At 66.2% G+C, this 25133-nt stretch carries 26 protein-coding genes; 10 read left to right on the forward strand and 16 right to left on the reverse strand.

Annotated elements, in window-relative coordinates:
• Positions 1-5 precede the first annotated feature (5 nt).
• The 5 genes from hchA (at position 6) to AC5P60_RS00265 (ending at position 3189) form a co-directional block, all read left to right on the forward strand.
• Positions 6-878, forward strand: a complete 873-nt coding sequence (hchA, locus tag AC5P60_RS00245) for a glyoxalase III HchA (RefSeq protein ID WP_033833105.1) — start codon at positions 6-8, stop codon at positions 876-878.
• Positions 879-883: 5 nt separating this feature from the next.
• Entirely contained in the window at positions 884-1588 is a 705-nt protein-coding gene (locus tag AC5P60_RS00250; RefSeq protein ID WP_033833099.1) for a PA1136 family autoinducer-binding transcriptional regulator, read from the forward strand.
• An 87-nt stretch (positions 1589-1675) separates the two neighbouring features.
• A complete protein-coding gene (locus AC5P60_RS00255; RefSeq protein WP_033833098.1) occupies positions 1676-1912 on the forward strand; it encodes a hypothetical protein in 237 nt (78 codons plus the stop codon).
• A gap of 56 nt (positions 1913-1968) precedes the next feature.
• Complete coding sequence (locus AC5P60_RS00260; protein ID WP_227200225.1) at positions 1969-2196, forward strand: hypothetical protein; 228 nt, start codon at positions 1969-1971, stop codon at positions 2194-2196.
• A 138-nt stretch (positions 2197-2334) separates the two neighbouring features.
• On the forward strand, positions 2335-3189 hold the full coding sequence (locus tag AC5P60_RS00265; RefSeq protein WP_495201660.1) for an endonuclease/exonuclease/phosphatase family protein: 855 nt from the start codon (positions 2335-2337) through the stop codon (positions 3187-3189).
• A 19-nt stretch (positions 3190-3208) separates the two neighbouring features.
• Here AC5P60_RS00265 and AC5P60_RS00270 read toward each other — a convergent pair whose 3' ends face one another.
• Entirely contained in the window at positions 3209-3472 is a 264-nt protein-coding gene (locus AC5P60_RS00270; protein WP_049453718.1) for a hypothetical protein, read from the reverse strand.
• Positions 3473-3611: 139 nt separating this feature from the next.
• On the opposite strand from AC5P60_RS00270, the gene AC5P60_RS00275 reads away from it, so the two are divergent.
• The gene (locus AC5P60_RS00275; protein WP_033833094.1) at positions 3612-3989 is read left to right on the forward strand and encodes a VOC family protein; all 378 of its coding nucleotides are present in this window, start codon (positions 3612-3614) and stop codon (positions 3987-3989) included.
• Positions 3990-4030: 41 nt separating this feature from the next.
• Here AC5P60_RS00275 and AC5P60_RS00280 read toward each other — a convergent pair whose 3' ends face one another.
• The 6 genes from AC5P60_RS00280 to AC5P60_RS00305 all read right to left on the reverse strand — a co-directional run bounded on the left by AC5P60_RS00280 (position 4031) and on the right by AC5P60_RS00305 (position 11840).
• Positions 4031-5452: an efflux transporter outer membrane subunit gene (locus AC5P60_RS00280; protein ID WP_043035475.1), complete on the reverse strand. Its 1422-nt coding sequence runs from the start codon at positions 5450-5452 to the stop codon at positions 4031-4033.
• The gene (locus AC5P60_RS00285) at positions 5446-6183 is read right to left on the reverse strand and encodes an SDR family oxidoreductase (protein WP_033833092.1); all 738 of its coding nucleotides are present in this window, start codon (positions 6181-6183) and stop codon (positions 5446-5448) included. Before AC5P60_RS00285 ends, AC5P60_RS00280 begins: the two co-directional genes overlap by 7 nt.
• A 64-nt stretch (positions 6184-6247) precedes the next feature.
• Positions 6248-9418, reverse strand: coding sequence for an efflux RND transporter permease subunit (locus AC5P60_RS00290; protein ID WP_005409111.1), 3171 nt, complete (start codon positions 9416-9418; stop codon positions 6248-6250).
• 112 nt (positions 9419-9530) lie between these two features.
• A complete protein-coding gene (locus AC5P60_RS00295) occupies positions 9531-10754 on the reverse strand; it encodes an efflux RND transporter periplasmic adaptor subunit (RefSeq protein ID WP_483692811.1) in 1224 nt (407 codons plus the stop codon).
• Between the two features lie 91 nt (positions 10755-10845).
• Positions 10846-11616 (reverse strand): SDR family NAD(P)-dependent oxidoreductase, encoded by a 771-nt coding sequence (locus tag AC5P60_RS00300; RefSeq protein WP_033833089.1) that lies wholly within the window; start codon positions 11614-11616, stop codon positions 10846-10848.
• Positions 11613-11840 (reverse strand): hypothetical protein, encoded by a 228-nt coding sequence (locus AC5P60_RS00305; protein WP_005409108.1) that lies wholly within the window; start codon positions 11838-11840, stop codon positions 11613-11615. The genes AC5P60_RS00300 and AC5P60_RS00305 overlap by 4 nt, the downstream gene beginning before the upstream one ends.
• A gap of 147 nt (positions 11841-11987) precedes the next feature.
• On the opposite strand from AC5P60_RS00305, the gene AC5P60_RS00310 reads away from it, so the two are divergent.
• Entirely contained in the window at positions 11988-13019 is a 1032-nt protein-coding gene (locus tag AC5P60_RS00310) for a LysR family transcriptional regulator (RefSeq protein ID WP_483692812.1), read from the forward strand.
• A 179-nt stretch (positions 13020-13198) separates the two neighbouring features.
• Here AC5P60_RS00310 and AC5P60_RS00315 read toward each other — a convergent pair whose 3' ends face one another.
• Together AC5P60_RS00315 and AC5P60_RS00320 are read right to left on the reverse strand one after the other, a co-directional pair.
• Positions 13199-13894 carry a YiaD family glycine zipper/OmpA-like lipoprotein gene (locus AC5P60_RS00315; RefSeq protein ID WP_005409106.1) on the reverse strand — a complete coding sequence of 232 codons (696 nt, stop codon included), beginning with the start codon at positions 13892-13894 and terminating at the stop codon, positions 13199-13201.
• A gap of 139 nt (positions 13895-14033) precedes the next feature.
• On the reverse strand, positions 14034-15449 hold the full coding sequence (locus AC5P60_RS00320; protein ID WP_049453715.1) for a cryptochrome/photolyase family protein: 1416 nt from the start codon (positions 15447-15449) through the stop codon (positions 14034-14036).
• Positions 15450-15558: 109 nt separating this feature from the next.
• On the opposite strand from AC5P60_RS00320, the gene AC5P60_RS00325 reads away from it, so the two are divergent.
• Positions 15559-16143 (forward strand): hypothetical protein, encoded by a 585-nt coding sequence (locus AC5P60_RS00325; RefSeq protein ID WP_483692813.1) that lies wholly within the window; start codon positions 15559-15561, stop codon positions 16141-16143.
• Positions 16144-16162: 19 nt separating this feature from the next.
• On the opposite strand, the gene AC5P60_RS00330 is transcribed toward AC5P60_RS00325, so the two are convergent.
• From AC5P60_RS00330 to AC5P60_RS00345, 4 genes are read right to left on the reverse strand one after another with little or no spacing between them, the layout of a single operon-like run.
• On the reverse strand, positions 16163-16777 hold the full coding sequence (locus tag AC5P60_RS00330) for an inorganic diphosphatase (RefSeq protein ID WP_024956423.1): 615 nt from the start codon (positions 16775-16777) through the stop codon (positions 16163-16165).
• 13 nt (positions 16778-16790) lie between these two features.
• Entirely contained in the window at positions 16791-18140 is a 1350-nt protein-coding gene (locus AC5P60_RS00335; RefSeq protein ID WP_242898993.1) for a purple acid phosphatase family protein, read from the reverse strand.
• A gap of 14 nt (positions 18141-18154) precedes the next feature.
• A complete protein-coding gene (locus tag AC5P60_RS00340) occupies positions 18155-19273 on the reverse strand; it encodes a phytase (protein WP_187757291.1) in 1119 nt (372 codons plus the stop codon).
• The gene (locus AC5P60_RS00345; RefSeq protein WP_269328405.1) at positions 19270-21804 is read right to left on the reverse strand and encodes a TonB-dependent receptor; all 2535 of its coding nucleotides are present in this window, start codon (positions 21802-21804) and stop codon (positions 19270-19272) included. Before AC5P60_RS00345 ends, AC5P60_RS00340 begins: the two co-directional genes overlap by 4 nt.
• A gap of 216 nt (positions 21805-22020) precedes the next feature.
• Here AC5P60_RS00345 and upp point away from each other — a divergent pair, with 216 nt between their 5' ends.
• Positions 22021-22653, forward strand: a complete 633-nt coding sequence (gene upp, locus AC5P60_RS00350) for a uracil phosphoribosyltransferase (protein ID WP_005409099.1) — start codon at positions 22021-22023, stop codon at positions 22651-22653.
• Positions 22654-22716: 63 nt separating this feature from the next.
• Here the strand turns inward: upp and AC5P60_RS00355 are convergent, their stop codons facing one another.
• Positions 22717-23196 (reverse strand): SRPBCC family protein, encoded by a 480-nt coding sequence (locus AC5P60_RS00355; protein ID WP_483692814.1) that lies wholly within the window; start codon positions 23194-23196, stop codon positions 22717-22719.
• Positions 23177-23602, reverse strand: coding sequence for an ArsR/SmtB family transcription factor (locus tag AC5P60_RS00360; protein WP_229295627.1), 426 nt, complete (start codon positions 23600-23602; stop codon positions 23177-23179). The genes AC5P60_RS00355 and AC5P60_RS00360 overlap by 20 nt, the downstream gene beginning before the upstream one ends.
• Positions 23603-23662: 60 nt before the next feature.
• Between AC5P60_RS00360 and AC5P60_RS00365 the strand changes: the two genes are divergently transcribed.
• Positions 23663-23956 carry a PsiF family protein gene (locus AC5P60_RS00365; protein WP_033833083.1) on the forward strand — a complete coding sequence of 98 codons (294 nt, stop codon included), beginning with the start codon at positions 23663-23665 and terminating at the stop codon, positions 23954-23956.
• A 269-nt stretch (positions 23957-24225) separates the two neighbouring features.
• Here the strand turns inward: AC5P60_RS00365 and AC5P60_RS00370 are convergent, their stop codons facing one another.
• Positions 24226-25113 carry an MBL fold metallo-hydrolase gene (locus tag AC5P60_RS00370; protein ID WP_005412984.1) on the reverse strand — a complete coding sequence of 296 codons (888 nt, stop codon included), beginning with the start codon at positions 25111-25113 and terminating at the stop codon, positions 24226-24228.
• Positions 25114-25133: the final 20 nt, after the last annotated feature.

Genomic DNA, 25133 nt, shown 5'->3' on the forward strand with positions numbered 1-25133 from the left:
TCCGCATGAACACGCAAGAGCCCAGCCGCCAGCCCAGCCCCGACCCGGCCGAGCGCGATGCCTTCTTCCCGTCGCCCTACTCGCTGTCGCAGTTCACATCGCCCAAGAGCAACCTGTCCGGTGCCGACTATCCCGACGCACGCCGCGATGGCCGCTGGAAGGTGCTGATGATCGCTGCGGACGAACGCTATCTGCCCACTGCCAACGGCCACCTGTTCTCCACCGGCAACCATCCGGTGGAAACCCTGCTGCCGATGTACCACCTGGACAAGGCCGGCTTCGACATCGATGTGGCCACGCTGTCCGGCAACGCCGCCAAATTCGAGTGGTGGGCGTTCCCGCGCGAGGACACGGAGATCGGCGGACTGTACGAACGTTACGAGTCGCGCTTCCGCCAGCCGCTGCCGCTGGACGAGGTGGTCGCCGGTCTTGATGCGGATTCGGACTATGCTGCGGTGTTCATCCCCGGCGGCCATGGCGCCCTGATCGGACTGCCGCAGAGCCGCGCGGTGAAGGCCGTCCTGCACTGGGCGATGGCCCAGAAACGCTACATCATCACCCTGTGCCACGGTCCGGCCGCACTGCTCGCTGCAGGCGTGGACGAGGCCGATGGTGGTTCGCTGTTCCGCGGCTACCGCATCTGCGCCTTCCCCGATGCGATGGACCGGCAGACGCCAGAGATCGGCTACATGCCCGGGCAGCTGCCGTGGTTCTTCGGTGAGCGCCTGGCGCAGCAGGGCGTGCAGATCGTCAACGATGGCATCGACGGCAGCGTGCTGCAGGATCGCCTGCTGCTGACCGGCGACAGCCCGCTGGCCGGTAATGCGCTGGGCAAGCTGGCCGCGCGCACGCTGCTCGACGCCCTGGCCGGGCGCTGACCCGGATGAGCGAACTGGTGCAGGCGTTGCTGGAACTGGAACGCGCCCGCTCACTGAGTGCGGTGGGCGCCGTACTACGCAGCATTTCTGCACCACTCGGCTACGACCGCGTGCTGGTGTTCGCCACCGGCACGGGGTTGGAGCGCGGTACACAGCGTGTGTACTGGATCGAGGGCGACTGGTTCGGCGATGGCAGCGATACCGACCTTGCGCGCTACCTCCACACCTGCCCCGTCAATCGCCACGTGCTGGACAGCGATGCGCCGTTCTTCTGGAGCAAGCGCCAGGGTGTTCGCGGCGAACGCTATCAGGTGGTGAAGCAGCCACGTGGTGAAGGCCTGCACGGTCTGCAGGTGCCGGTGTTCGGCACCACCGGTCTGGAAGGCGCGATCAGTTTTGCCGGGACAGCGATCGATGCATCGGCCAGCGCGCGCCTGCAGCTGGAAGCTGCTGCAGCTGCAGCATTCCGGGCCGCGCGCCATCTGGCCGAATCGCCTGCCGAGCTTTCAGGAAGCGCACTGAGCAACCGCGAGCGCGAAGTGCTGCGCTGGGTCGCCGCTGGCCGTCGCCAAGCTGAGATCGCGGCCACGCTTGGGCTTTCCACGCGCACCGTGGAGAACCACCTGCGCCACGCGCGGCAACGGCTGGGTGTGGCGACCACCGCGCAGGCAGTGCGTGCTGCCAGCCGTCGCGGCGAGATCGAAGACTGATCACGGCGAGACACTTCCGGCGGCCTGGTTTGCGTGTTACACACGCCATGCGCATGTGCGCGATTGCAGAAAGCAAGGATGATGCTTATGAAACTGCAACTGGCCGCGATGGCCGCATTGATGTTGGCATTGGGTAGTGTGGTACCGGCAACCGGCCACGCGGCCGGGTCCCCCGGATCGACGACCGATTGCGTGCCCGTAAGACTGGGGCCCAACCTCGTGCATCAGCGCTGCACCGTCACCCGCACTCTGGCAGACGGCACCGTTTTCACGTCGGTGTACTGGATAGACGAGAACGGTCAGTGGTACCTCCCGGCAGACTGATCTGCATCGGACACCAACTACGACAAGGAGTGTGATCAATGACGCTGCACAATCGAATGACCGCTTTTTCTTTCGCTGCAGTAGTTGCACTTGCTGCCCTGGTGCCCTCGCCGCCAGCGAATGCAGCCGAAGAGGTCGGCCTGCAGGAGGAGTGCGTGCCCTTCCGCATCAGCGGCAACGTGTTCCACCAGCGTTGCACGCTGTACGTGGTCCATGACGACGGCACCCGCGTGGCCAGCGACCACTACAACCGCGACGAGAACGGGATGATCTACGACCCCTGATCGGGCAAGGGGCATCTGCCGGGCGGAGCGTCCAGCGCCCGTCCGGCATCTCCCAGTCGCCCATCCCGGCATACCGCTGCCCTCGCCTTCCATGGCATGCTTCATGAAACCGTTTTCATGGAATGGAGGGATTCCACGATGTTGTCGCGTTTCCGTCGCCCCGCGCTGTGTGCGCTGTTGGCGCTTGCGCTGCCTGCCGTCGCCTGGGCTGCTGCACCGGCGCCACTCAAAGTGATGTCGTTCAATGTCCGCACCCCGGCCGATACCGAACCGGGCAAGCGCTGGCCCGACCGCCGCGATGCCATGGTCAAGGTCATCCTCGATGCGCGCCCGGCTGTGATCGGCACCCAGGAACTGGTGAAGGAGCAGGCCGACTACCTGTCCGAACACCTGCCCGGCTACCACTGGTTCGGCGAAGGCCGCCGCGGTGGCAGCGGTGACGAACACATGGGCGTGTTCTACGACAGCAAGGTGCTGGCCATCGAGGAGTCCGGCAACTTCTGGTTGTCCGATACGCCCGACGTACCCGGCAGCATCACCTGGGGCAACCTGTACCCGCGCATGGTCACCTGGGCCCTGTTCCGCCGCCTGGACGATGGCCGTCGTTTCTATTTCATGAATACCCACCTGCCCTACCGCGACGAGGATGAACCGCGCCGGGTGAAGGGTGCCGAGCTGATCGGCAAGCGCGTGGAAGCCCTGCCGGCCGATCTGCCGGTGGTCCTGACGGGTGACTTCAACAGCGAGCCCGGTGGTGACACCTACAAGGCATTCACCCGCCTGCTGCAGGACACCCGTAACCAGGTGAAGGTTCCGCAGGGGCCACGCCTGACCTTCCACGATTTCACCGGCAAGGCCACCGTGCAGCTGGACTGGGTGCTGGTGCGTGGCTTCCATGCACGCAGCTTCCTGACCGATGACCGTCGCATCGACGGCGTGCTGCCGTCGGATCATTTCCCGCTGGTGGTCCAGCTGGACTGGCCGAAGCGCTGAACCTGTACGGCAGCCGCAGCTACGGCGGCGGCTGTCGCGACATCAGCCGGTACAGCGCCTGATGCTGGTTGCGTGCCTGGCAGATGCGGGCACCGACCGCCAGAAACACGGAGATGCCGATCAGGCCCAGCCCCAGCATCTGGTCCGGCAGGCGCATGAAGCCGATCGCAGCCGCCATGGTAGCCCACACCATCAGCACTACGACCGCTACCGACAGCCCTGCGCCAGGCGGTCCCGGATCACCAAACAGCATGCGCTGGGTATCACGTTTGTCGTCGCTCATCGCCTTCCCTCCTGGAATCTGCCCCACTAGTTACACCGCAGGCCCCGGTTCTGGCAGAGTCAGAAACGTCATGACTGTGACAACGTCCACAGCAAGCGACGCGCTACCCTCCCTCCATTCCCGATCTGCGGAGGACGTCATGGCGCACCAGAGCCGTCTGGCCGGATTCATCATCGACTGCGAAGACACGCCCGCTGACGAAGGCGCACGCTTCTGGGCGACCGCCCTCGGCCTGCAGGCGCAGCCATCGTATGGCGAAGATGGCGCCGAGTACGCCGACCTGCAGGGCGCACCCGCGGGTCTGAACGTGGAAGTGCAACGTGTCGCTCACCCCTCACGGGTGCACCTGGACATCGAGAGCGACGACATCGATGCCGAGGCAGATCGACTGGAAAAACTCGGCGCGCGCCGGATCGGCTTCGTCAAACGCTGGTGGGTGATGGAAGCACCCACCGGCCATCGCTTCTGCATCGTGCCCATGCGCGAGCGCGACACACCGGCCAATCATTGGCCCTGACAGAAGAAAGGGACGGAAGCCACTGCTTCCGTCCCTTGCGGTTACTGCACCTGCGCCACGCTGGGTTGCTGCGGCGATTGCCCCCAGCCACCCAGCGCCTTGTACACGCCCACCACGCTGACATTGACCTCGGACTCAGCCGCCGCCAACGCATCGTCGGCCGCCAGCTGCGTGCGCTGCGCATCCAGCAGGGTCAGGAAGTCTTCCGAGCCCTCGCGGTAGCGGATCTGCGCCAGCGACTCAGCCCGGCGTGCCGCCTGCGCCTGCTCGACCACGATCGCCAGCCGCGCCTGCTGCTTGGAATAGCGGGTCAGCGCGTTCTCGGTGTCTTCCAGCGCCAGCAGCACGGCCTGCTCATACTGCGCAGCCACACCCTCGGCTTCAGCCTTGCTGGCACGCAGGCGTGCACGCACGGTGCCGAAGTCGAACGCGGCCCAGCTCAGCGACGGCGTCAGCGACCAGGCCTTGTTGTTGCCATTGACCAGGCCACTGGCGTCGCCGCCAAGGAAGCCGACGAAACCGGACAGTGACAGCCGCGGGAACAGGTCCGCAGTGGCCACGCCCACCCGCGCGGTGGCAGCGGCCAGGCGACGCTCGGCCACGCGCACGTCGGCGCGTTGGCGCAGCAGCTCGCGGGTATCGCCCAGCGGCAGCGCCTTGGCAAATGCCGGCACGTCGTGCGGCGCAAGCATGGCAGTCAGCGTTTCCGGACGCTGGCCCAGCAGAACCGCCAGGCGATTGCGCGACTGCGTTTCGGCCACTTCCAGCAGCGGGATATCGGCCTCGATCGCCTTCAGCCGGGCGCGACTGCTCTGCACGTCCAGCTCGCTGCCGGCGCCCAGCTCCCAGCGCGCCTCGGTCAGCTTCTGCGTATCGCGCAGGTTGACCAGGGTGTGCTGGGCCACCGCGATGCGCTTCTGCGTACCGCGCAGCTCGAAGTAGTTGCGTGCCACTTCGGCGGCGACCAGTACCTGCGCATCGGCCAGGTTGGCCTGCTCGGCGTCCAGGTCGGCGCGCGCGGCTTCTGCTGCACGGCGCTTGCGGCCGAACAGATCCAGCTCCCAGCCGGCATCGAAGCCGAGCTGGTAGCTTTCACTGAACACCCGCTGCCCACCCAGCTGCGGATCGGGTTGCTTGCGGCGGTCGTAGCTGCCGCCCGCGGTGATGTGCGGGGCCTGGTCGAAGCGGCTTTCGACGAACACCGCACGGGCCTGGCTGACGCGGGCCACGGCCACGCGCAGGTCCAGGTTATCCGACAGTGCACCGTGCACCAGTTCTTCCAGCACCGGATCATCGAACTGCGCCCACCAGCTGGCCACCGGCGAGGTAGTGCTGAACACAGGCTGCTGCGCCCCCTGCAGCACCACCGGTTCCTGCACCGGCGCCTTGTAGTTCGGGCCGACGCTGACACAGCCCGCCAGCACCAGGCTGGAGACGGCCATCGCCAACGTGCGGATCACCATGGCAGCACCTCGCCCAGGTAGGTGAAGCTGCCGCTGGCACCGGATTCACCGATGAGTGCCATTTCCACGCTGGAGCGTGCACCTTCGCTGATTTCGATCTCGCCGTTGCCGCCGTTCATGTCGGTCTTGACGTAGCCCGGATGCACGGTATTGACCTTGATCGGCGTGTTGCGCAGTTCGTAGGCCAGGCTCAGGGTCCAGCTGTTCACCGCCGCCTTGGAGGCGTTGTAGGCCGGAATCTTGAAGTCGTAGATGCCCGAGGAGGGATCCGCGTGCAGGGTCTGCGAGCCGAGCATGCTGGACACATTGACGATGCGGCCAGACTTGGCCTGCTTGACCAGCGGCAGGAAGGCCTGGGTTACCGCCACCAGCGCATAGACGTTGGTGTCGAAAGTGCGCTTCCAAGTATCGAGTGACTGTTCCGACGGCGCCTGCGCCGGGTTCTCGATCATGATGCCGGCGTTGTTGACCAGGATGTCGAGGCGGCCATGGCGCTGGCGTACCTGCTCGACCGCTTCGGCAATGCTGGCCGCGTCGGTCACGTCCAGTTGCAGGGCTTCGACCGGCAGGCCTTCAGCCTGCAGCTTCAGCGCCAGCTCAACGGCGGTCTCACGCTTGCGACCGGCCAGCAGCGTGTGCACGCCCGCCTGGGCCAGCTGGCGCACGGTTTCCAGGCCGATGCCACGGGTGGCGCCGGTGACCAGCGCGATCTTGTTCTGATGGGTATTCATGGATGCATGCCTTGTGAGGGGAAAGCCGCCGCCGGCCATTGACCGGCGGCGACGGGGTTCCATGTCAGTGGTGGATGGTCGGCTCGCCGTGCTGCACCAGCTGGCCACCACCGTTGCGGGTGACGAACTTGCGCAGGGCCACGTAGAACACCGGGGTGAGGAACAGGCCGAACAGGGTCACGCCCAGCATGCCGGCGAACACGGTGATACCGGTCACCGAGCGCACCTCGGCACCTGCACCGTGCGACAGCACAAGCGGCACGGTGCCGGCGATGAACGCGATGGAGGTCATCACGATCGGGCGCAGGCGCAGGCGGCAGGCTTCCAGCGCAGCTTCAACGATTCCCTTGCCGCCCATCTCCAGTTCTCTGGCGAACTCGACGATCAGGATCGCGTTCTTGCACGCCAGGCCCATCAGCACCACCAGGCCGACCTGCACGAACACGTTGTTGTCACCGCCGGTCAGCCAGACGCCGAACAGCGCGGACAGCAGGGTCATCGGCACGATCAGGATCACCGCCAGCGGCAGCGACCAGCTCTCGTACAGCGCGGCCAGCACCAGGAAGGCCAGCATGATCGCCACCGGGAACACGATGAAGGCGGCTTTGCCCTGGGTCGCCTGCTGGTAGCTCAGGTCGGTCCATTCGGTGGTCATGCCCACCGGCAGCACCTTGCCGGCGATCTCGGTCAGCTTGGTCATCGCCTCGGCCGAGGACAGCAGGCGCGGGTCGGCTTCACCGGCCAGGTCCGCTGCCGGGTATCCATTGAAGCGCAGCACCGGGTCCGGGCCGAAGGTCTGCTTGATGGTGACCATCGAACCGATCGGCACCATCTCGCCGCGGTCGTTGCGGGTACGCAGCTTGCCGATGTCCTCGACCGTCTCGCGGAACGGACCGTCTGCCTGGGCGATCACCTGCCAGGTACGGCCGAACTGGTTGAAGTCGTTGACGTAGGCCGAACCCAGGTAGGTCTGCAGGGTGTCGAACAGTTCGGTGAGCTGCACGCCCTGTGCCTTGGCCTTGACGCGGTCGACCTCGGCATCCAGCTGCGGCACGTTGGCCTGGTAGCTGGAAATCGGGAAGGCCATGCCCGGCGTCTGCGCCACGGTGCCCTGCATCGCCTGCACCGCATTCTGCAGCGCGCCGTAGCCCAGGTTGCCGCGGTCCTCGATGAACATCTGGTAGCCGTTGCCGTTGCCGAGGCCGAGGATCGGCGGCGGCATCATCGCGAAGGCGAAGCCTTCCTGCAGGCCGGCGATCTTCTGGTTGATCTCGGCATTGATCTGCGCGGCGGTACGGCCATGACGCTCGGCGAAGGGCTTGAGCGGAATGAACGCCACACCGGTATTGGGCGTATTGGTGAACTGCAGCGCGTTCAGGCCCGGGAACGAGATGGTGTGGGCCACGCCATCGGTTTCCTGGGCGATCTTGGCCACCTTGCGCAGCATTTCATCGGTACGCGCGATCGACGAACCTTCCGGCAGCTTCACGCCGGCGATCAGGTACAGCTTGTCCTGGGTCGGGATGAAGCCCGGCGGCACCAGCTTGAAGATCACGCCGGTACCGACCAGCAGGATCGCGTAGACCACGAACACCGCGCCACGTCGGCCGAGGATGCGGGCCACGCCACGCTCGTACTTCTCCGAGCTGGACTTGAAGAAGCGGTTGAACGGGCGGAATACCCAGCCGAACAGGCGGTCGATCAGGCGGCTCGGGCCATCCTTCGGTGCGCCGTGGGCCTTCAGCAGGCGCGCGGCCAGGGCCGGCGACAGGGTCAGTGAGTTGATCGCCGAGATCACCGTGGAGATAGCGATGGTGACCGCGAACTGCTTGTAGAACTGGCCGGTGACACCGGACAGGAACGCCATCGGCACGAACACGGCACACAGCACCAGCGCGATCGCCACGATCGGGCCGGACACTTCGCGCATGGCCTGGTGGGCCGCGGCGGTGGGCGACAGGCCTTCCTCGATGTTGCGCTCGACGTTCTCCACCACCACGATCGCGTCGTCGACCACGATGCCGATCGCCAGCACCAGGCCGAACAGGCTCAGCGTATTGATCGAGAAGCCCAGCAGGTACAGCGCGGCGAAGGTACCCACCACCGACACCGGCACCGCGATCAACGGGATGATCGAGGCACGCCAGGTCTGCAGGAACAGGATCACCACCAGCACCACCAGCGCGATCGCTTCCAGCAGCGTGGAGACCACGGCCTTGATCGAGTCACGCACGAAGATGGTGGTGTCATACACGGCTTCGTACTTCACGTCGGCCGGCATGGTCTTCTGCATCTCGTCCATCGTCGAGATGACCTGGTCACGGATTTCCAGCGCGTTCGCACCTGGCGACTGGAAGATGCCGATACCGACCGCGTTCTTGCCGTCCAGCTGCGAGCGCAGGGTGTAGTCGCCCGCACCCAGCTCCAGGCGGGCCACGTCGGACAGGCGCACGATCTCGCCATCGGTGCCGCTCTTGAGCACGATGTCGCCAAATTCCTTTTCGGTCTTCAGCCGGCCCTGGGCATTGATCAGGGTCAGGAACTTGCTGTCCGGCAGCGGTTCGGCGCCGAGCTGGCCGGCTGACACCTGCACATTCTGCTCGCGCATGGCGCGCACCACGTCGCTGGCGGTCAGGCCGCGCGAAGCCACCTTGTCCGGATCCAGCCAGGCGCGCATGGCGTAGTCGCCACCACCGAAGATCTGCGCATCACCGACGCCCGGAATGCGCGCCAGTGCATCCTTGACGTGCAGGCGGGCGTAGTTGCGCAGGTACAGGGTGTCGTACTTGCCTTGCGGGGAGGTCAGGTGCACCACCATCAGGAAGGTCGGCGACTGCTTCTGGGTGGTCACGCCCTGCCGGCGCACGTCCTCGGGCAGGCGCGCCTGCGCCTGCGCCACGCGGTTCTGCACCTTCACCGCCGCTGCGTCCGGGTCGGTGCCCGGGCGGAAGGTGACAGTCATCTGCAGCACGCCGTCGGAACCGGCGACCGACTTCAGGTACATCATGCCTTCGACGCCGTTGATGGCTTCTTCAAGCGGCGTGGCGACGGTCTCGGCGATGACCTTGGGGTTGGCGCCCGGATAGACCGTGCGCACGACCACCGACGGCGGCACCACTTCCGGGTACTCGCTGATCGGCAGGATTGGAATCGTGATCAGGCCTGCGGCGAAGATCACGATCGACAGCACCGCCGCGAAGATCGGCCTGTCGATGAAGAAACGGGAAAAGTCCATGGAGGAATTCCTGGGAAAGGCATTCGGCGGGCAACAGCCGCCCTGCCCCTCGCCGAAATGACGAAGGCAGGGAAGGCTGCCGCTGGCGCCGGCAGCTAAGCGGGGACGCGGATCAGTGCTTCAGGGCGGCGGTGGCATCGCGGCCCGGTGCCGGCGCCGGCTGTGGCTGCATCGCCACCGCCTTGGCCTGCACCGGCATGCCCGGCATGAAGACCTTCTGCACGCCGTCGATGATCACCTTGTCGCCCGCGGCCAGGCCGTGTTCGACAATGCGCAGGCCATCAGCGGTGCGACCGAGCTGGATGTCGCGGCGCTGGGCCTTGCCATCCTTGTCGACCACGTAGACATACTTGCGGTCCTGGTCGGTCAGCACGGCCTTGTCATCGATCAGCAGCGCCTGGAACTGGCCGCTGCCGAGCAGCTGCACGCGGGCGAACAGGCCCGGCGTGAACTGGCGGTCGGCGTTGTCCAGCAGTGCGCGGACGCGGATGGTGCCGGTGCTGCGGGCGACCTGGTTGTCGAGGAAGTCGACCTTGCCCGAGTGCGGGTAGCCCTCTTCGCCGGACAGGCCAACCTTCACCGGCAGTTCGCTGTCACGCTCGCTCGGGCGCTCGCCCTTGCGTGCCATCTGGGCGTAGCGCAGGAAGGTGCTTTCGTCGGCATCGAAGTAGACAAAGACGGTATCCAGCGAGACCAGCGTGGTCAGCACGCTGGCACTGTCGCCGGCGGTGACCAGGTTGCCGGCGGTGACCATCGCGCGGCCGGCACGGCCGTCGATCGGTGCACGCACCTTGGTGAACTCCAGGTTGAGCCGGGCAGCGTCCAGCGCAGCCTGCGCGGCCTGCACGGCGGCACCGGACTGGTCGGCGGCCGCGCGACGCTGTTCGGCGGTCTCGGTGGAGATCGCCTGCTGCTCGGACAGTCGCTTGGCGCGCTCGGACTCGCTGCGGGCCAGCGTGGCCTGGGTGCGGGCGCGGGCCAGCTCGGCAGCCGCTCGATCGTACTCGGCCTGGTAGCTGCGCGCGTCGATGGTGAAGAGCACTTCGCCCTTCTTCACTTCCTGGCCTTCGACGTAGTTGACCTTGTCGATGTAGCCGGACACGCGCGGGCGCAGTTCAACGCTCTGCACCGCTTCGACGCGGCCGCTGAACTCGTCCCACTGGCTGACCTGCTTGACCAGTACCGGCGCGGCGCTGACCTGCGGCGGCGGCGGTGCACCGGCTTCTTCGGCGTGGCCGCCGCTGCAGGCCGCAAGCACGGCTGCGGCGAGGATCGACACGCCGACCATCGCAACGCGATGGCCGAAACGATGTGGGGTGGTATTGGGGGAAGTCATGGCATGCATCCGTACGGAGGGGTGGTACAGCTATATGAGAACGTGTTGCAAAAATCGGCGGCGTATCCTGCGACCTCAACCATGGTCGAGGTCAAGCAACGCCTGCGGTATCGCGCCACAAAGGGGGAACTTCCAGGTGCAGCAGGCCGCGCGGCAGTTCGGCATCGCTGCTGTCACAGCGGACGATGGCACGGTTGTCGCGGCAACCATCCAGCAGCGACACAACGCGGCGACCAACCAACAGCGAGCTGGGCCACTCGATGCAGGCATTGGCCGCATTGGCCGGGGTACAGACGGGGCTGCAGACTTCCAGCATCTGCGCGCGCACGCCCAGCGCCTGCGCTTCCTGGTGTACGACCTGCGCGTACATGCGCAGCGCGGCGGTGGTGATCGAGGTCTCACCGTAGCCCGCCCACGGCTTGGCGTTGGCCGGGCTGCCGATCATCACGTAGCGGCGCGCATGCACGTTGTCCTGCAGCAGCGGCAGCAGGTGACGCACCGCGTGCACGTGCGGCATCAGATCGGCCTGCATCGCGCCCATCAGTTCGTCACCGTTGCGGTCGACCACGCGACCGCGGCGGTACGGTCCACCCATTGCGGCGATCACCGCCGCCAACCGGCGCGGGCGCTGCGCGATGCGTTCGGCCAGCGCACGCGCCGACCCGTCGTCGCTGAGCGACCCCAGCAGCGTCTCCAGGCCCGGCTCGTCAGCGAACTGCTCGCGCAGCGCCGCCAGCCGGCCCGGATCGCGGCCGACAACCAGTACCGGGCTGCCGGCCTCCAGCAGCGCGCCAACCACACCCTGGCCGACGGCACCGGTGCCGCCCAGGACCAGGACTTCAGGCGTCAGCATCCCATTCACGGGACATTTCCTCCCAAATCCGGGATAGTCCCGATTCGGCGCAGGCGGTCACCCTTGTGAGGGGCCAGGCGGATGGCACCGCCACGCTGCTGACGCATGGGCGCGGTAAACTCACGAAAGTCCTTGTGTACCAAGGAACTCGGACGGGCTTCGACGGTCATCGCCAGGTCCAGGGTGTTCTGGCCGGCGTTCCGGAGTCGGGCAAGAATGTTGCGCAGGCTCATGGCGGACGGGCTCCAATTAACGAATGGCGCCACGATAGACCTCAAACCTTTACTTGATTAGTCCTGATTAAGGGGAATAATCATCCCGCTCCCGGTCCAATCGTTCTGTCACGATTGTCCCATCCCCGACGTCCAGGATCCCCGACCATGTCCCACGATCTCAACGAGACGCTGATCTTCGTCAAAGTGGTCGAGCAAGGCAGCTTCATTGCCGCTGCCAAATCGCTCGGCCTGCCCAAGACCACGGTCAGCCGCAAAGTGCAGGAGCTGGAAACGCGCCTGGGCGCGCGCCTGCTGCACCGGACCACGCGCCGCCTCGGCCTGACCGAAGCCGGTTCGATCTACCACGAACATTGCCAGCGCATCGCGCGCGAACTGGAAGAGGCCGAGAGCGCGGTGAGCCAGCTGCAGTCCGGCCCGCGCGGCTGGCTGCGCTTCACCGTGCCCTATTCGATCGGCATCACCTGGATCGCCCCGCTGCTGGGCCAGTTCCATGCGCAGTACCCGGAAATCCGCCTGGACATGCACATGGGCAACGAGAAGGTGGACCTGATTGCAGGTGAAGCGGACCTTGCGCTGCGCGTGGGAGCCCTGCCCGATTCCAACCTGGTCGCACGCAAGCTCGGCAGCCTGCGCACGCAGGTGTTCGCCAGCCCGGCCTACATCGAGCGCTATGGCGAGCCGCTGCATCCGGAGGAGCTGCAGTTCCATCGCATCCTGGCGATGCGCAAGCCGTACCACACCGGCAATTCGCCGCGCTTCACCTGGCAGCTGGGCGAGAACGGCGGCGAGCTGCGTGACTTCCCGGTCACCCCGCTGATGACCGCCAACGACATGTCTGCGTTGAATGGTGCATTGGTCTGTGGCGAAGGCCTGCTGCTGACCGGCGACGTGATGGCCAAGCCGTTCGTTGAATCGGGCATGGTGCGCCGCGTGCTGGCCGGCTGGACCGGCCCGGAAGTGGACTTCAACGCCGTGTTCGCCGGCGGCCGCCTGGTCTCGCCAAAGGTGCGTGCGTTCGTCGACTTCCTGGTCGAAAAGCTCAACTTCGACGCCAATTACATGCTGGCGCAGTGCCCGGGTGCGAAGCTGGCGCAGCAGCAGAAGGAAAAGGAAGACGCCGCTCTGGAAAGCAGCGGCAAGCGGATCCTGGAGAAGGTGGCCGCTTCGGCGGCGTAGCCTGCAACAAGAGCGCCTACCCATCTCCTGGTAGATGCCGACCTTGGCCGGCATGGCTTACAGAGGGATGCGCTATCGGCGTGCCGAGCAACGCTCGACACCCACAAAAATGCCGCCTGCAAGGGCGGCATTTTCGTTCCGGCCGATGGCCGAACCGGCTCAAGCAGTAACGCTACGCGTTATTGCTTGAGCGGAATCACCCGGATCTCGACACGGCGGTTCTTGGCGCGGCCGGCGTCGGTGCTGTTGTCGGCAATCGGGTACGACTTGCCGGCGCCCAGCGTTTCGATGCGCACGCTCTGCACGCCCTGGCCGATCAGGTACTGCGCGACCGAGTCGGCACGTTCCTTCGACAGGCGGTTGTTGACCGCATCGCTGCCGATGCTGTCGGTGTGGCCGACCACTTCGATCATGGTCTGGTTGTAGTCACGCAGGGTGCCTGCCACGCCATTGAGCGCGCCGTAGAACTGCGGCTTCAGGGTCGACTTGCCGAAGTCGAAAGTGATGCCGTCCGGCAGGTTCAGCATGATGTTGTCGCCCTGGCGCTGCACATCGATGCCGGTGTTGGCAGTGCGCTCGCGCAGTGCGCGTTCCTGGCGATCCTGGTACTGGCCGACGGCGGCGCCGCTGAGCGCACCGATACCGGCGCCGATCAGGGCATGCTGGCGGCGCTCGGTGGCGCTGTCGCCGGTCAGCAGGCCGGCTGCCACGCCGATGGCGGTACCGATCAGGGCGTTGCGCCCGGTGCGGTTCTGCTGCTCGGTGGGGTTGCCGTACTGGTCACTCTGTACGTAGGAGCCGCCGGTGGCGCAGGCCGACAGGACGGCCGCGCTCATCAGGGCCAGTGCGACGTTGCGGGTGGTGTTGCGGATCATGAGGTTCTCCTTGGTTTCCGGTCGGCCGGCGGCCTGCGGGCGCAAAGAGAATAAACAGCCCGATGCGATGCCGGAATGATGATCGGGCACACCGACAGGGCCGCGTTCAGCTAACTGACCAGATCGCTCAGGTCGCCCTTTACCCCGCCCCCGACTGCCGGTAAGCCGCCAATGCGGCGTCGCGGCCCGCGGCCAGGTCCACCAGCGGCGTAGGCGGATACCCCGGGGCATGTGCCGCCAGCAGCAGCGGATGCTGCCAGGGCGCAAACCGGGCCTTCACCGGCAGCGCGGCGAGTTCGGGCACCCAGCGGCTGATGTACCGTGCCTGCGGATCGAACTTCTCGGCCTGGGTCACGGGGTTGAACACACGGAAGTACGGTGCCGCGTCGGCACCGGTCCCGGCCACCCACTGCCAACCCATGGTGTTGTTGGCCAGGTCGGCATCAACCAGGGTGTCCCAGAACCAGCGTGCGCCATGCAGCCAGTGCGCGCGCAGGTGCTTGCACAGGTAACTGGCCACGATCATCCGCACCCGGTTGTGCATGTAGCCTGTGTGCCACAGCTCGCGAAGGCCGGCATCGACGATCGGCACGCCGGTGTTGCCGCGTTGCCAGTCGTGCAGTTGCGCGTCACTGGGCGTTGCCCATGGGAAGCGATCGAAACGCGGGTTGAGGTTGTCGGTGGGCGTCTTCGGGAAGTGATGCAGCAGGTGGCAGGCGAAGTCACGCCAGCCCAGCTGGCGCAGGTAGCCGTCGATGTCGGCGTCGGTGCCGGCGCTACGCAGCCCTTCCAGCGCATGGGCAATCCGCCAGGGTGCGATTTCGCCGAAATGCAGGTGCGGCGACAGCCGCGAGGTCCCGACACGGTCCGGCAGGTCACGCTGCTCGCGATACCCGCGCAGGGCACCGTCTTCAAAGACGGACAGAGCTTCCAGCGCACCGGCTTCACCCGGCTGCCAGTGCTCCCAGAAGCCGGTATCCCAGTCCAGCGTCGGCGCCAGCTGGAGATCATCCAATGCCAGGCTGTCGGCCGCGTGCGGCGCCAGTGCTTCCGGTGCGGCCTGCAGTGCCGGCAGGCGCCAATGACTGAGTACATTGCGCCAGTACGGCGTAAATACCTTGTACGGCTGGCCCTGCTGGGTGGCGATGTCCCAAGGCTCGAACAACAGGCTGCCATTGCAGCTCTGCGCGTCGATGCCCTGCTCGCGCAGCATGCGCTTGATGGTGGCGTCGCGTGGCTGGGTGGCCGGTTCGTACTTGCGGTTCCAGTACACCGCCTCGGCGCCAGTCTGCGCGATCAGCAACTGCAGGGCCGGCAGGCTGTCACCACTGCGCAGCACCAGCGAGGAACCGCGCGTGCGCAGGTCCGCATCCAGCGCGGCCAGTGAACGGTGGCGCCACGCGTCGGAGGCAGCACCCGGCGCCCACTCACCTTCTTCGTGCGGCGCATGGATGTAGACCGGCACCACGTCGTGACCGGCATCCAGCGCGGCCTGCAGGGCCGGATTGTCCTGCAGCCGCAGATCACGGCGGAACCATACCAACGCTACCGACACAGGTACTGCCTTCGTTGTGGAAGGCGCACATGATAGCCAGCGGTGGTGAAGGGGATGCGCGCAGACGCCGTCTGCTAGGCTGCACGGCCGCTACCCGTTGGACTCTGACATGGATGATCTGCACGCCTCATTCGCCCGCTTCGGGCTGCTGCATGCGCAGCACGAGCGTGACTGGCAGGGCCCGTTCCAGCTGCCCACGGCACTGGCGTCGTTCTACGCGCAGGTCGGGCCGCTGGGCGAAGAGATCAATGCCAGGGTTGGCCGCGCCGGCATCACCGTTCCCGGCCTTGATGTCTGGATACCGCCACTGCAGCGCCTGTGGAGCCAGCAGGCCGGCTATCGATGGCATGGCGTCAGCGGCGAATGGATCAACGACTGGCCATCGAACTGGCTGGTGATTGCCGATCGCGGCGCTGATCCGTTCATCCTCGACCTGGACGACGGCCGTGTGCTGTTCAGCCACCACGGTGCCGGCCTGCTGGATGCCGGCGAGATCACTGCCGATGTGCCGACCTTGATGGCGGCTCTGGCTGCTGCAGGCACGGTGTACCTCGATGCCGGCGATGACCTCTACAACGACGATGACGATGGCGGCATCCGTCCTGAACACCAGGACGCAGCCGTACAGGCGGTGGCCCGGGTACTGGGCGACCGCCTGCAGGCCGAGTCGTTCATCGAGACGTTGCTGGACTGAATCCAGCCATGGCGTGGATCTATTTTTCGAAGCGCTTCATCGCTTCGCTGATCAGCGTCCGCGCCTCGGCAGCGTTGCCCCAACCGTTGAGCTGCACCGGGTTGCGCCCGGCCGGCAGGTCCTTGTAGACCCGGAAGAACGCTTCGATGCGCTGTCGTTCGATCTCCGGCAGATCGGCCAGGTCGCGGATGTTGGCGTAGGTCGGGTCAACCTTGTCGGTCGGCACGCCGATGATCTTCTCGTCGTGCTCGCCGCCGTCGACCATCTTCAGGTAGCCGATCGGCCGGAAGCGCACGATCACGCCCGGATGCAGGGGCTCACGGGTCAGCACCAGCGCGTCCAGCGGATCGTTGTCGCCAGCCAACGTGCGCGGCATCGAACCGTAGTTGGCCGGATAGGCGACCGGCATCGACTGGAAGCGATCCACATGCACCAGGCCGTCCTCCTTGATCTCGTACTTGGTGACGCTGCCGGCCGGAATCTCCACCGCCAGGTTCACTTCCTGCGGCGCCTGCTTCGGCTGCGCCACCAGGAACGGGTGCAGCACGCCGTCGGCGGCGGCCACCGCGGTCGCGAGCAGGAGCAGGGCCCCGCCGATGGCAGCCATGGGGACAAGACGGTGCACGGTTTTCATCTGGATCTCCTCCTCATTCCCAGCAGCGATCGGCGCGACCCTTGGCAGTCTGCGCGCGCGGGCAGTCACGCGGCGTGATGCGGCCTTCGGTCAGCTCCGTGCGCTGCTTGCCGCCCTTGGCGTCGCGACGCAGCTCGAAGGCATCGTAGAGTCGCCCGGTCACCGTGCGGGCTTCATAGCGCAGGTGCTGCGGATCGATGTGCAACACCTGGAACAGCTGGGTGTCCTCGGCCACCGGATCCATCGTCCTACGTGCCTCGTCGGAGAGACGGTACTGCTTCGGCCCCGCCACGGTCACCACATACTGCGGCGTCGCGACCTGTCCTTCACCACGGCGGCCATAGGTGTGATCGTGGCCCTGCAGCACCAGATCGACGTTGTGGCGACGTACCACCGGCAGCAGCACGTCACGCAATGCGGCGTTCTCGCGCCCTTCGCGCGGCGAATAGAACGGCTGGTGCAGCAGCACGAGCGTCCACGGCTGCGGATTGCCGGTCAGTACCTTGTCCAGCCACTGCGCCTGTGCCTTGGCCGTGCCAAGGTCGAGTGCAGACGTGCCATCGACCACGGCGACGCGCACGCCCTGCGCATCGAACCAGTAGCTGGTCTGCTGTGCGGCGGATGCCCCATTGCCCGGCAGCGCGAACGTCACCGGCCAGTGCCTGCCCAGCACGCGGCGTTCCTGCGGAGTGTCCTCGAACTCTTCGACATACTCGTGGTTGCCGATCGCCGGCGCGACCAGGGTTTCCTGCGCCAGCCAACCGGTGGCGGCAAACCATTCGCCCCACTCGCTGTCATCGGCACCATCGCCCCCACTGACCAGATCGCCAGCGAACAGGCTCAGGCGCGCCTCGGGTGCGGCCTTCTGCGCGGCGCGCACCACGCGGCTGACATGGCTCACGTTCTTGTTCTGGGTATCTCCAAAGTACAGCAGGGTCAGCGGCTGGTCGGGCGCAGCCAGCGTGCGCAGCTGGTTCCAGGCGCTCCAGCTGCCGTTGCCCTGCACGCGGTAGACGTACAGGGTATCGGGCCGCAGGCCGCTGACATCAGCGCGGTGGTGGTGCGACAGCCCGTTCTCGGTCTGCAGCGCGCGGGTCGTGGCGCGCACCTGGCGGATGCCCTCGATGGCCGGTGAATCACCGGCAAGGGCAATCTCCAGCAGCGGCGCCTGCACGCTGCCGTCGGTGCGCCAGGCCACGGCGAACCCATGGCCGGGATCGACTGCCGGCGAAGCGACAATGCGGTCCGGCACCGTCGTCGCTGCGTAGTGGCGGCTGCCCGCCGGCACCTGGGTGTTCGCTTCAGCCGCCGCGAAGCACAACGACGGCACCGCCAGCAGCAGGCCCAGCGCCAACGTACGCATCAGGCAACGACCGCTCACGAACCACACTCCAGCGGCAATGCCAACTGCTTGGCAATGCTCTCCCAGTCGAACGCCACCACGCCCTGGTCGTCATGCACCGCATACAACGCGCCGTGCGGGAAGCGCGCGCTGGGCTGCGGCATCATCCAGATGCCATCGGTGTTGGCCACGGTATTGCCCTGGAACGCGCCGACCGGCTTCAGGGTGTGGCGGTCGAACAGGTGGAACACGCTGCGCTGCTTGCCCTGTTCGGTGGTGATCCACCAACCATCCTTGCCGCAGGTGCGCAGGGTTACGCCTTCGGCCTGCGCCTTGAACACGTCGCGGCCGAAGGTGGTGCCGGTGAAACGCCCGGCCAGCGTGTAGACCTTGAACTCGCTGGCGTAGCCCTCGTCCTCTTCGGCGATCAGCAGGCGATCGTTCTCGGGGTCGCCCCAGATCGACTCGACCACGCGCAGGGCACCCGCCTCAGTGGTATCACCGATGCTGGCCACAAGCTTCGCTTCGACCTTCGCGCCATCGCGGGTCACCTGGTACTGGCGCACGCGCTTGTCCAGCTCGGTCAGCGGCGGCAGGATGTCACGGCCCTGTGCATCCTCGCCGTTGTCCCAGGAGTCGGTCACGTAGACGCTGTAGCCATCGGCACGGCGGTCGACCCACAGTCCGTACGGCTTGCGCAGGTCGTCCGCAGCGAAGGTCGCCAGTGGAGTGAAGTCCGGCAGGCTCAGTACCTGCACGCGGTGATTGTCGCGCTCCACGATCCACAGCAGATCGTCGGTCACCGCGATGCCGTTTGGGCGATCGAACTGCCCTGGCGCGGTGCCGCTGCTTCCTACGTCGCGCAGGTGCTGGCCGCTGCTGCCGTCGTAGACCACCAGCTTGTCGGTGGCCTTGGCAGTGGCGATCAGCCACAGCTTTCCGTCAGGTGCACGCCAGGCGGCAGGCGAATCGATGTTGTCAGCCGGCGTCATCGGTGAAAGGAATGCCTCGGCGATGGTGGTCACCGCACGCTCGTTCGTGGTCTTCGCTCCGGGCTTGGCCACGGCCGGATCATTGCCGTTGGCCGGCGTGCAGCCGGCCACCAGCGTCACGGCCAGCAGGGTGGCCAGCAGGGTGATGCGAGGCCCGCTCACAGTGCCACCTTCAGGCCAAGGGCGTAGGTGCGGCCATATTCTTCCATCTGCAGGGTGCGCGAGCGCGTGCCCTGGTACAGTTCCAGCGGCTTGTCCAGCAGGTTCTGTGCCTCGAAATACATGCTCACGCGCGGAGTGAACCTGTAGTCAAGCGAGAAGTCGAGCTGGGTGTTCGGCGCTACGTAGATGTCGAAGGCACGGCCGGCACCAAGGGTATCCAGGTACTCGCTGCGGTGCACGGCTGCCACGCGGGTGCTCAGGCCGTACTTCTCGTAACCGATGTGCGCGCTGTACACGTTCTTCGAGGCGCGCGGCAGGGTGAAGTCCTCACCGGCGCGCTTGGCCAGACCCGGGTCGAAATCAGTGTCCAGCCAGGTGCCGCTGGCACCCACCAGCAGGCCATCCCAGCCAGCCGGGAGGAACGACAGCTGCTGCTGCCAGTTGAACTCGGCGCCACGCACCTTGGCCTTGTCGCCATTGACCGAGGTCACCACCGGCAGGCCGTCGTAGATGCCGTCGGCGCCGGCCTGGCGGACCTGCACGATGTAGCCGTCGATCGACTTGTGGAACACGCCCAGCGAGAGGATGCCGCTGTCGCCGATGTACTTCTCCACCGACAGGTCGATGTTGGTCGACTCGTACGGATCCAGCTCCGGGTTGCCCAGGCGCACTTCATTGTCGTTGCGAGCCAGGCCGATGCGCGGCGAGGCATCGCCGAAGCCCGGGCGCGCCACCGTCTTGTTGGCAGCGAAGCGGAACACCCAGTCGTCGCTGGCGTCGTAACGCAGGTGCAGGCCCGGCAGTACGTTGTTGTAGCTCTTGCTGGCGGTAACCCGGGTCGCGGTGTAGGAGCGCCCGTCCTTGGCCACGTCCACGCGATTGCCGGTGGCGCTGAAGCGGGTGTTCTCCACACGCACGCCGCCAATCACGCGCAGCGCACCGATGTCCCAGGTGCCCATCGCATAGCTGGCGAACACGTCTTCGCGCGCAGTGTAGTCGCCTTCCAGAGACGTCGCGGCGTTGCCACCGACGTCCTGCGGACGCGCGCTGTATTCGCCACCGCGCTGCGACCAGTAGCTGCGCATCGCCGACGAGTCCATGCCCTGCCCCATCGGGCCGTGGCGATGTTCCGGCGAGCCGGTCGTCCAGTCACTGAGCTTGATCGCCGGACCCACGCGCAGCGACGCCTCATCGACATTCACGTCACGGTCGCGCCAGCGCCCGAGCAGGCCGAACTTGTAGCTGCTGTTGTCGCCGTCGAAGCGGATATTGACCTGCGCGCTGCGCTCCTCGTCGTCCACCTTCTTCGGCTTGGCCACCACACGGTCGAACTTGTAGTTGGCGTTGTCCAGCCACTGGTCGTTGTCGAAGGTGTAGGTGGGCAGGCGGCTGCGCTGGTCCAACGTGCCATTGAAGGCCTTGCCGTTGAGCTTGAATCGCGACTCGATCTCGTCGTCCACGCGTTCTTCGGTACGGGTATAGCCGATCTTGTAGTCCAGTACCGCGTCGGTCAGCTTGTTCTCGCCACCCAGGCTGGCGGCGAAGGTGTTCTCTTCCTTGGTCCGGTAGCGCATGCGCTTGTCGATCGAATCCTTCGGCATGCCGGCAAGTCGATACTGGTCGGTGCCGGTGGCGATCATGTCGGCGCTGTTGAAGTTGAAGATCACGCGCTGGCGGGTTTCGGCATCGTCGAACTGGCTGTACAGCGTGCGCAGGTAGTAACGGCTGTCCTCGTTCGGGCGCCAGTCGAAATTGAGGTTGGCGCCGATGCGCTTGCGCTCGATCTCGTACTTGCGGTTCTGCAGGTTCAGCGCGGTGATTTCGCCCGGGCGGGTGGTGGTCGGATCCTTGTTCCCGCTGACATCACCGTACTCCACTTCGCTGTTGTCCGATTCGAACGTCCGCTTCTGGTAGTTCACGCCGGCGGCGATGCCGAAGGTGTCGTTGAACACTTCGCTGTAGTTGAAGGCGGCCTTCGGGCTGGTCTCGCCCGAAAGCTGCTGGTGGCTGCCTTCGATCTTGCCACGCAGGCTGCGGCCCTCGCGGTCGAACGCCGAGGCGGTCTCGACCAGGATCGCGCCGCCAATGGCGTCGCCCGGCATGTCCGGGGTCGGCGATTTGACCACGCGCAGGCGCTCGGTCGAATCGGACGGGATCACGTCCATCGGTGCGGCGCGGCTGGAGTTGTCCGGTGTGCCGATGGCGATGCCGTCGACGCTGACGCTGTTGAGGTTGGCATCCAGTCCGCGCACGACCACGTAGCGGCCCTCGCCCTGGTCGCGCGTCACGCTGATGCCCGGCAGGCGTTGCAGCGACTCGGCCACGTTCTTGTCCGGGTACTGGCCCAGCGCGTCGGACGACACCGCATCCTCGATGGCGTTGCTGCTGCGCTTGAGGTCCACCGCGCGGATCTGCGATTCAAGCTGGGCGCGCACTTCAATGCGGTCCAGGTCGACCGCATCGGCGGCCACTGCACCGGTGGCAGCGACCGCCTGCTGCCCGGCGGCCTGCAGTGGTGCAGCAGCCCCCATCGCCAGGGTCAGGGTGATGGCAACGGCCAACGGAGTCTTGATATGCACTGGGAATCCCCATTCCTGTTAAGAATGGGTCTGCACGGTATGTCCGCAAGGTTGCATGGCAATGACATGCATCTGCACATTTCATGCAGGCCGTCTCCGGCCCCGGTTTGGGGTTGGGCGCCCAATCCGGCAAAATGGCGTCCTCTCTCCTTATCCCCCTTCCCGACCATGAAGATCGTCGAAGTGCGCCACCCGCTGGTGCAGCACAAGATCGGCCTGATGCGCAACGCTGCGCTCAGCACCAAGGATTTCCGCGAACTGGCCAACGAGCTCGGCACGCTGCTGGCCTACGAGGCCACCGCCGACCTGGACACCGAGCCGCACACCCTGCCCGGCTGGGCCGGCCCGGTCACCGTGCAGCGCATCGCCGGTGCCAAGATCACCGTGGTGCCGATCCTGCGCGCCGGCCTGGGCATGCTCAGCGGCGTGCTGTCGCTGATCCCGGCGGCACGCGTCAGCGTGGTCGGCCTGCAGCGCGATGAGGAAACCCTGCAGCCGGTGCCCTACTTCGAGCGCCTGACCGGCCGCCTGGAAGAGCGCGACGCGCTGATCCTGGACCCGATGCTGGCCACCGGCGGCACCCTGATCGCCACCATCGACATGCTCAAGCGTGCCGGCGCCCGCCGCATCAAGGGCATCTTCCTGGTGGCCGCGCCGGAAGGCATCGAAGCAGTCAAGGCCGTGCATCCGGACGTGGAAATCTACACCGCGGCCATCGATGCCCAGCTCAACGACAAGGGCTACATCCTGCCCGGCCTGGGCGATGCCGGTGACCGCATCTTCGGTACCCGCGTCGGCTGATTCGGTGAACCGGGGTCAGATCCCTTTCGCAGAAAGGGCTCTGACCCCACCCCGGATGCCGGCCTACAGGCCGGCCGCGAACGCTTCCAGCTGGCCGATGACGGTGTTCCAGCCGTCGAAGAAGCCCATCTGCTCATGCTGGTCGCGCAGGGCCTTGTCCGGGTGCATCACCTGCGCGGTGTAACGACAGCCCTGGCCCTCATCCTCCATCGAGATGATGGCGGTGAAGCCCAGCCACGGTGACTGCGGCCGCCAGCCCGGGCCCAGCATCGAGGTGAACACCAGACGCTGCTGCGGCACGATCTCCAGAAAGCTGCCCGGGTTGTCACTGCTGCCGCCGTCGGGGCCCTGCATGAAGGTGTGGAAGGCGCCGCCCGGGCGCAGGTCGAAGGCACGCACTTCGGTGGACCACGGCTTCGGGCACCACCACTGGCGCAGCAGCTCCGGGTCGGTCCACGCCCGCCACAGGGCGGCGCGCGGTGCGTTCACTACGCGACTGATGACCAGATCGGTCTCGGGGTTGCTACCTGCGTCTACGGCCATGGGCCTGCTCCTGTCGGTGAAGGGTTTCGACAAACTCGACCATGCGGTCGGCGCGCGCTGCCCACACGACGCGCTGCGCGGCCAGCCATTGCTCGGCCTGGCCCAACCGTTCCGGCACCAGTTCGCAGGTGCGTACACGCCCCTGCTTGCGGCTGCGCACCACGCCACTGCGCTCCAGCACGGCCAGATGCTTCATCAGCGAGGGCAAGGCCATCTCAAAAGGCTCGGCCAAGGTCGACACCGTGCGCGGCCCCTGCCCCAGCGCCGCCACGATCGCGCATCGGGTGGGGTCGGCCAGTGCCTGGAACACGTCTTGAATGGCGGGATCATACTTACCCATATGGCTAAGTAATACGCCGATCTGAATGCCCCTGCAAGCGGTCGCTGCCGAGGCACGATTCTTCACGTGGCCTTGCTGCCTGCAGGCCAATGCTCCGCGCACCCGCCACCGCTTGGAGTGCTCTCGATGAAAGCTTCTTTCCTGCTGGCCGCTGTCCTGCTGGTCGGCCTGCCCCTGGCTGCCAATGCCACCACGCCGCAGCAGCAGCGCATGGCCGACTGCTCGGCCAAGAACAAGGGCTTGAAGGGTGACGCCTACAAGACCGCGCAGAGTTCCTGCCTCAGTGGCCACGCTGCCGAAGCCAAGCCGGCCAACGCGCAACAGGAACGCATGCGCAAGTGCAACGCTGACGCGGGTGCCAGGAAGCTGGCCGGTGACGCGCGCAAGACCTTCATGAGCAGCTGCCTGAAGGCGTCGTAGCATCGCTCGTCCAGTTCAATCGAATGGGGGCAGAGCCCGTTGCGCAGCAACGGGATCCGACCCCGACAAATCGCAGCCATCTGTCAGAGGCGGGGCGGTGTCGGATTGCGGGGTGTCCGCCGCATGGATGCGGCGGCCAAGCCTACAGGGACGTACTTGCGGCGTCCCCGCAATCCGACACCGCCCCGCCACCCCACGGATAGCCCGCTTTTGACGTTGACGTTGCCGTCGTGCAGGTGCAGGGCTGCAAGCCCTGCCGACAACACCCCTCACCCCAGCGCGCGCGCCTTCAGTTCACCCTGCTCGTGCAGGGTCACGAAACGCCCCTTGTCATCGCGACCCAGCTGCGCCAGCGCCACCTGCGGGTCGTGGGTGAAAAACAGATGCACGTTGCGCGCCAGCTTGTCCTCAAGGAACTGCCGCTTCTCGTCGATCAGGAGCTCGGCATTGCGGTCGTAGCCCATGGTGATCGGCACGTGTACCCATGAGCGCCCCGGGATCAGGTCGGCACAGAACACCACCCCGCCGTGCGCATCTTCGCCGGCGTGCGCGTGGCCGACGATCTCGGCCAGCATCAACCCCGGCGTGTGGCCATCGCTGTAGCTGAAGCGAACGCTGCGACCCAGAACCTTCGAATACTCGCCGTCCACTACTTCCAGGCGACCGCTGGCCTGCAGCAGGCCAGGCAGCTCCGGAATGAAGCTGGCACGGTCGCGCGGATGCGGCTGCATGGCGCGCTGCCAGTGCTGCGCACCGACCACATAGGTCGCATTGGGGAACAGCAGTTCCGGCTCACGCCCTTCGCTCCATGCCGCCAGCAGGCCACCGGCATGATCGAAATGCAGGTGGCTGAGCACGACGACATCAATGTCCTCGTGCTCGAAACCTGCTTCGCGCAACGAATCGATCAGTACGTGCTGGCTTTCCTGCACGCCATAGCGCTCACGCATGCGCGGATCGAAGAACGCCCCGATACCGGTTTCAAACAGCACGGTCTTGCCTTCCAGCGGGCTGGCAAGCAGCGCACGGCAGGCCAGCTCGATGCGATTGAGCTCGTCCGGTGCCGCCCATTTTTCCCACAACGCGCGCGGCGCGTTGCCGAACATCGCGCCGCCGTCGAGGCGCTGCGAGTTTCCACGAATAGACCAGAGTTTCATGTGTCGATTATCGGCGCCGG

The sequence above is a fragment of the Stenotrophomonas sp. YJH_SMC_120 genome, from assembly GCF_059368675.1.

What these genes read in the sequence shown, in the direction of transcription:
- AC5P60_RS00285 (WP_033833092.1), bottom strand. Translation starts at nt 6,183, where the DNA reads ATGAATACCCATCAGAACAAGATCGCGCTGGTCACCGGCGCCACCCGT.
- AC5P60_RS00280 (WP_043035475.1), bottom strand. Translation starts at nt 5,452, where the DNA reads ATGGTGATCCGCACGTTGGCGATGGCCGTCTCCAGCCTGGTGCTGGCG.
- AC5P60_RS00255 (WP_033833098.1), top strand. Translation starts at nt 1,676, where the DNA reads ATGAAACTGCAACTGGCCGCGATGGCCGCATTGATGTTGGCATTGGGT.
- upp (WP_005409099.1), top strand. Translation starts at nt 22,021, where the DNA reads ATGAAGATCGTCGAAGTGCGCCACCCGCTGGTGCAGCACAAGATCGGC.
- AC5P60_RS00310 (WP_483692812.1), top strand. Translation starts at nt 11,988, where the DNA reads ATGTCCCACGATCTCAACGAGACGCTGATCTTCGTCAAAGTGGTCGAG.
- AC5P60_RS00250 (WP_033833099.1), top strand. Translation starts at nt 884, where the DNA reads ATGAGCGAACTGGTGCAGGCGTTGCTGGAACTGGAACGCGCCCGCTCA.
- AC5P60_RS00270 (WP_049453718.1), bottom strand. Translation starts at nt 3,472, where the DNA reads ATGAGCGACGACAAACGTGATACCCAGCGCATGCTGTTTGGTGATCCG.
- AC5P60_RS00265 (WP_495201660.1), top strand. Translation starts at nt 2,335, where the DNA reads ATGTTGTCGCGTTTCCGTCGCCCCGCGCTGTGTGCGCTGTTGGCGCTT.
- hchA (WP_033833105.1), top strand. Translation starts at nt 6, where the DNA reads ATGAACACGCAAGAGCCCAGCCGCCAGCCCAGCCCCGACCCGGCCGAG.
- AC5P60_RS00330 (WP_024956423.1), bottom strand. Translation starts at nt 16,777, where the DNA reads ATGAAAACCGTGCACCGTCTTGTCCCCATGGCTGCCATCGGCGGGGCC.
- AC5P60_RS00275 (WP_033833094.1), top strand. Translation starts at nt 3,612, where the DNA reads ATGGCGCACCAGAGCCGTCTGGCCGGATTCATCATCGACTGCGAAGAC.
- AC5P60_RS00365 (WP_033833083.1), top strand. Translation starts at nt 23,663, where the DNA reads ATGAAAGCTTCTTTCCTGCTGGCCGCTGTCCTGCTGGTCGGCCTGCCC.
- AC5P60_RS00305 (WP_005409108.1), bottom strand. Translation starts at nt 11,840, where the DNA reads ATGAGCCTGCGCAACATTCTTGCCCGACTCCGGAACGCCGGCCAGAAC.
- AC5P60_RS00370 (WP_005412984.1), bottom strand. Translation starts at nt 25,113, where the DNA reads ATGAAACTCTGGTCTATTCGTGGAAACTCGCAGCGCCTCGACGGCGGC.
- AC5P60_RS00295 (WP_483692811.1), bottom strand. Translation starts at nt 10,754, where the DNA reads ATGACTTCCCCCAATACCACCCCACATCGTTTCGGCCATCGCGTTGCG.
- AC5P60_RS00335 (WP_242898993.1), bottom strand. Translation starts at nt 18,140, where the DNA reads ATGCGTACGTTGGCGCTGGGCCTGCTGCTGGCGGTGCCGTCGTTGTGC.
- AC5P60_RS00355 (WP_483692814.1), bottom strand. Translation starts at nt 23,196, where the DNA reads ATGGCCGTAGACGCAGGTAGCAACCCCGAGACCGATCTGGTCATCAGT.
- AC5P60_RS00290 (WP_005409111.1), bottom strand. Translation starts at nt 9,418, where the DNA reads ATGGACTTTTCCCGTTTCTTCATCGACAGGCCGATCTTCGCGGCGGTG.
- AC5P60_RS00325 (WP_483692813.1), top strand. Translation starts at nt 15,559, where the DNA reads ATGGATGATCTGCACGCCTCATTCGCCCGCTTCGGGCTGCTGCATGCG.
- AC5P60_RS00315 (WP_005409106.1), bottom strand. Translation starts at nt 13,894, where the DNA reads ATGATCCGCAACACCACCCGCAACGTCGCACTGGCCCTGATGAGCGCG.
- AC5P60_RS00345 (WP_269328405.1), bottom strand. Translation starts at nt 21,804, where the DNA reads ATGGGGGCTGCTGCACCACTGCAGGCCGCCGGGCAGCAGGCGGTCGCT.
- AC5P60_RS00260 (WP_227200225.1), top strand. Translation starts at nt 1,969, where the DNA reads ATGACCGCTTTTTCTTTCGCTGCAGTAGTTGCACTTGCTGCCCTGGTG.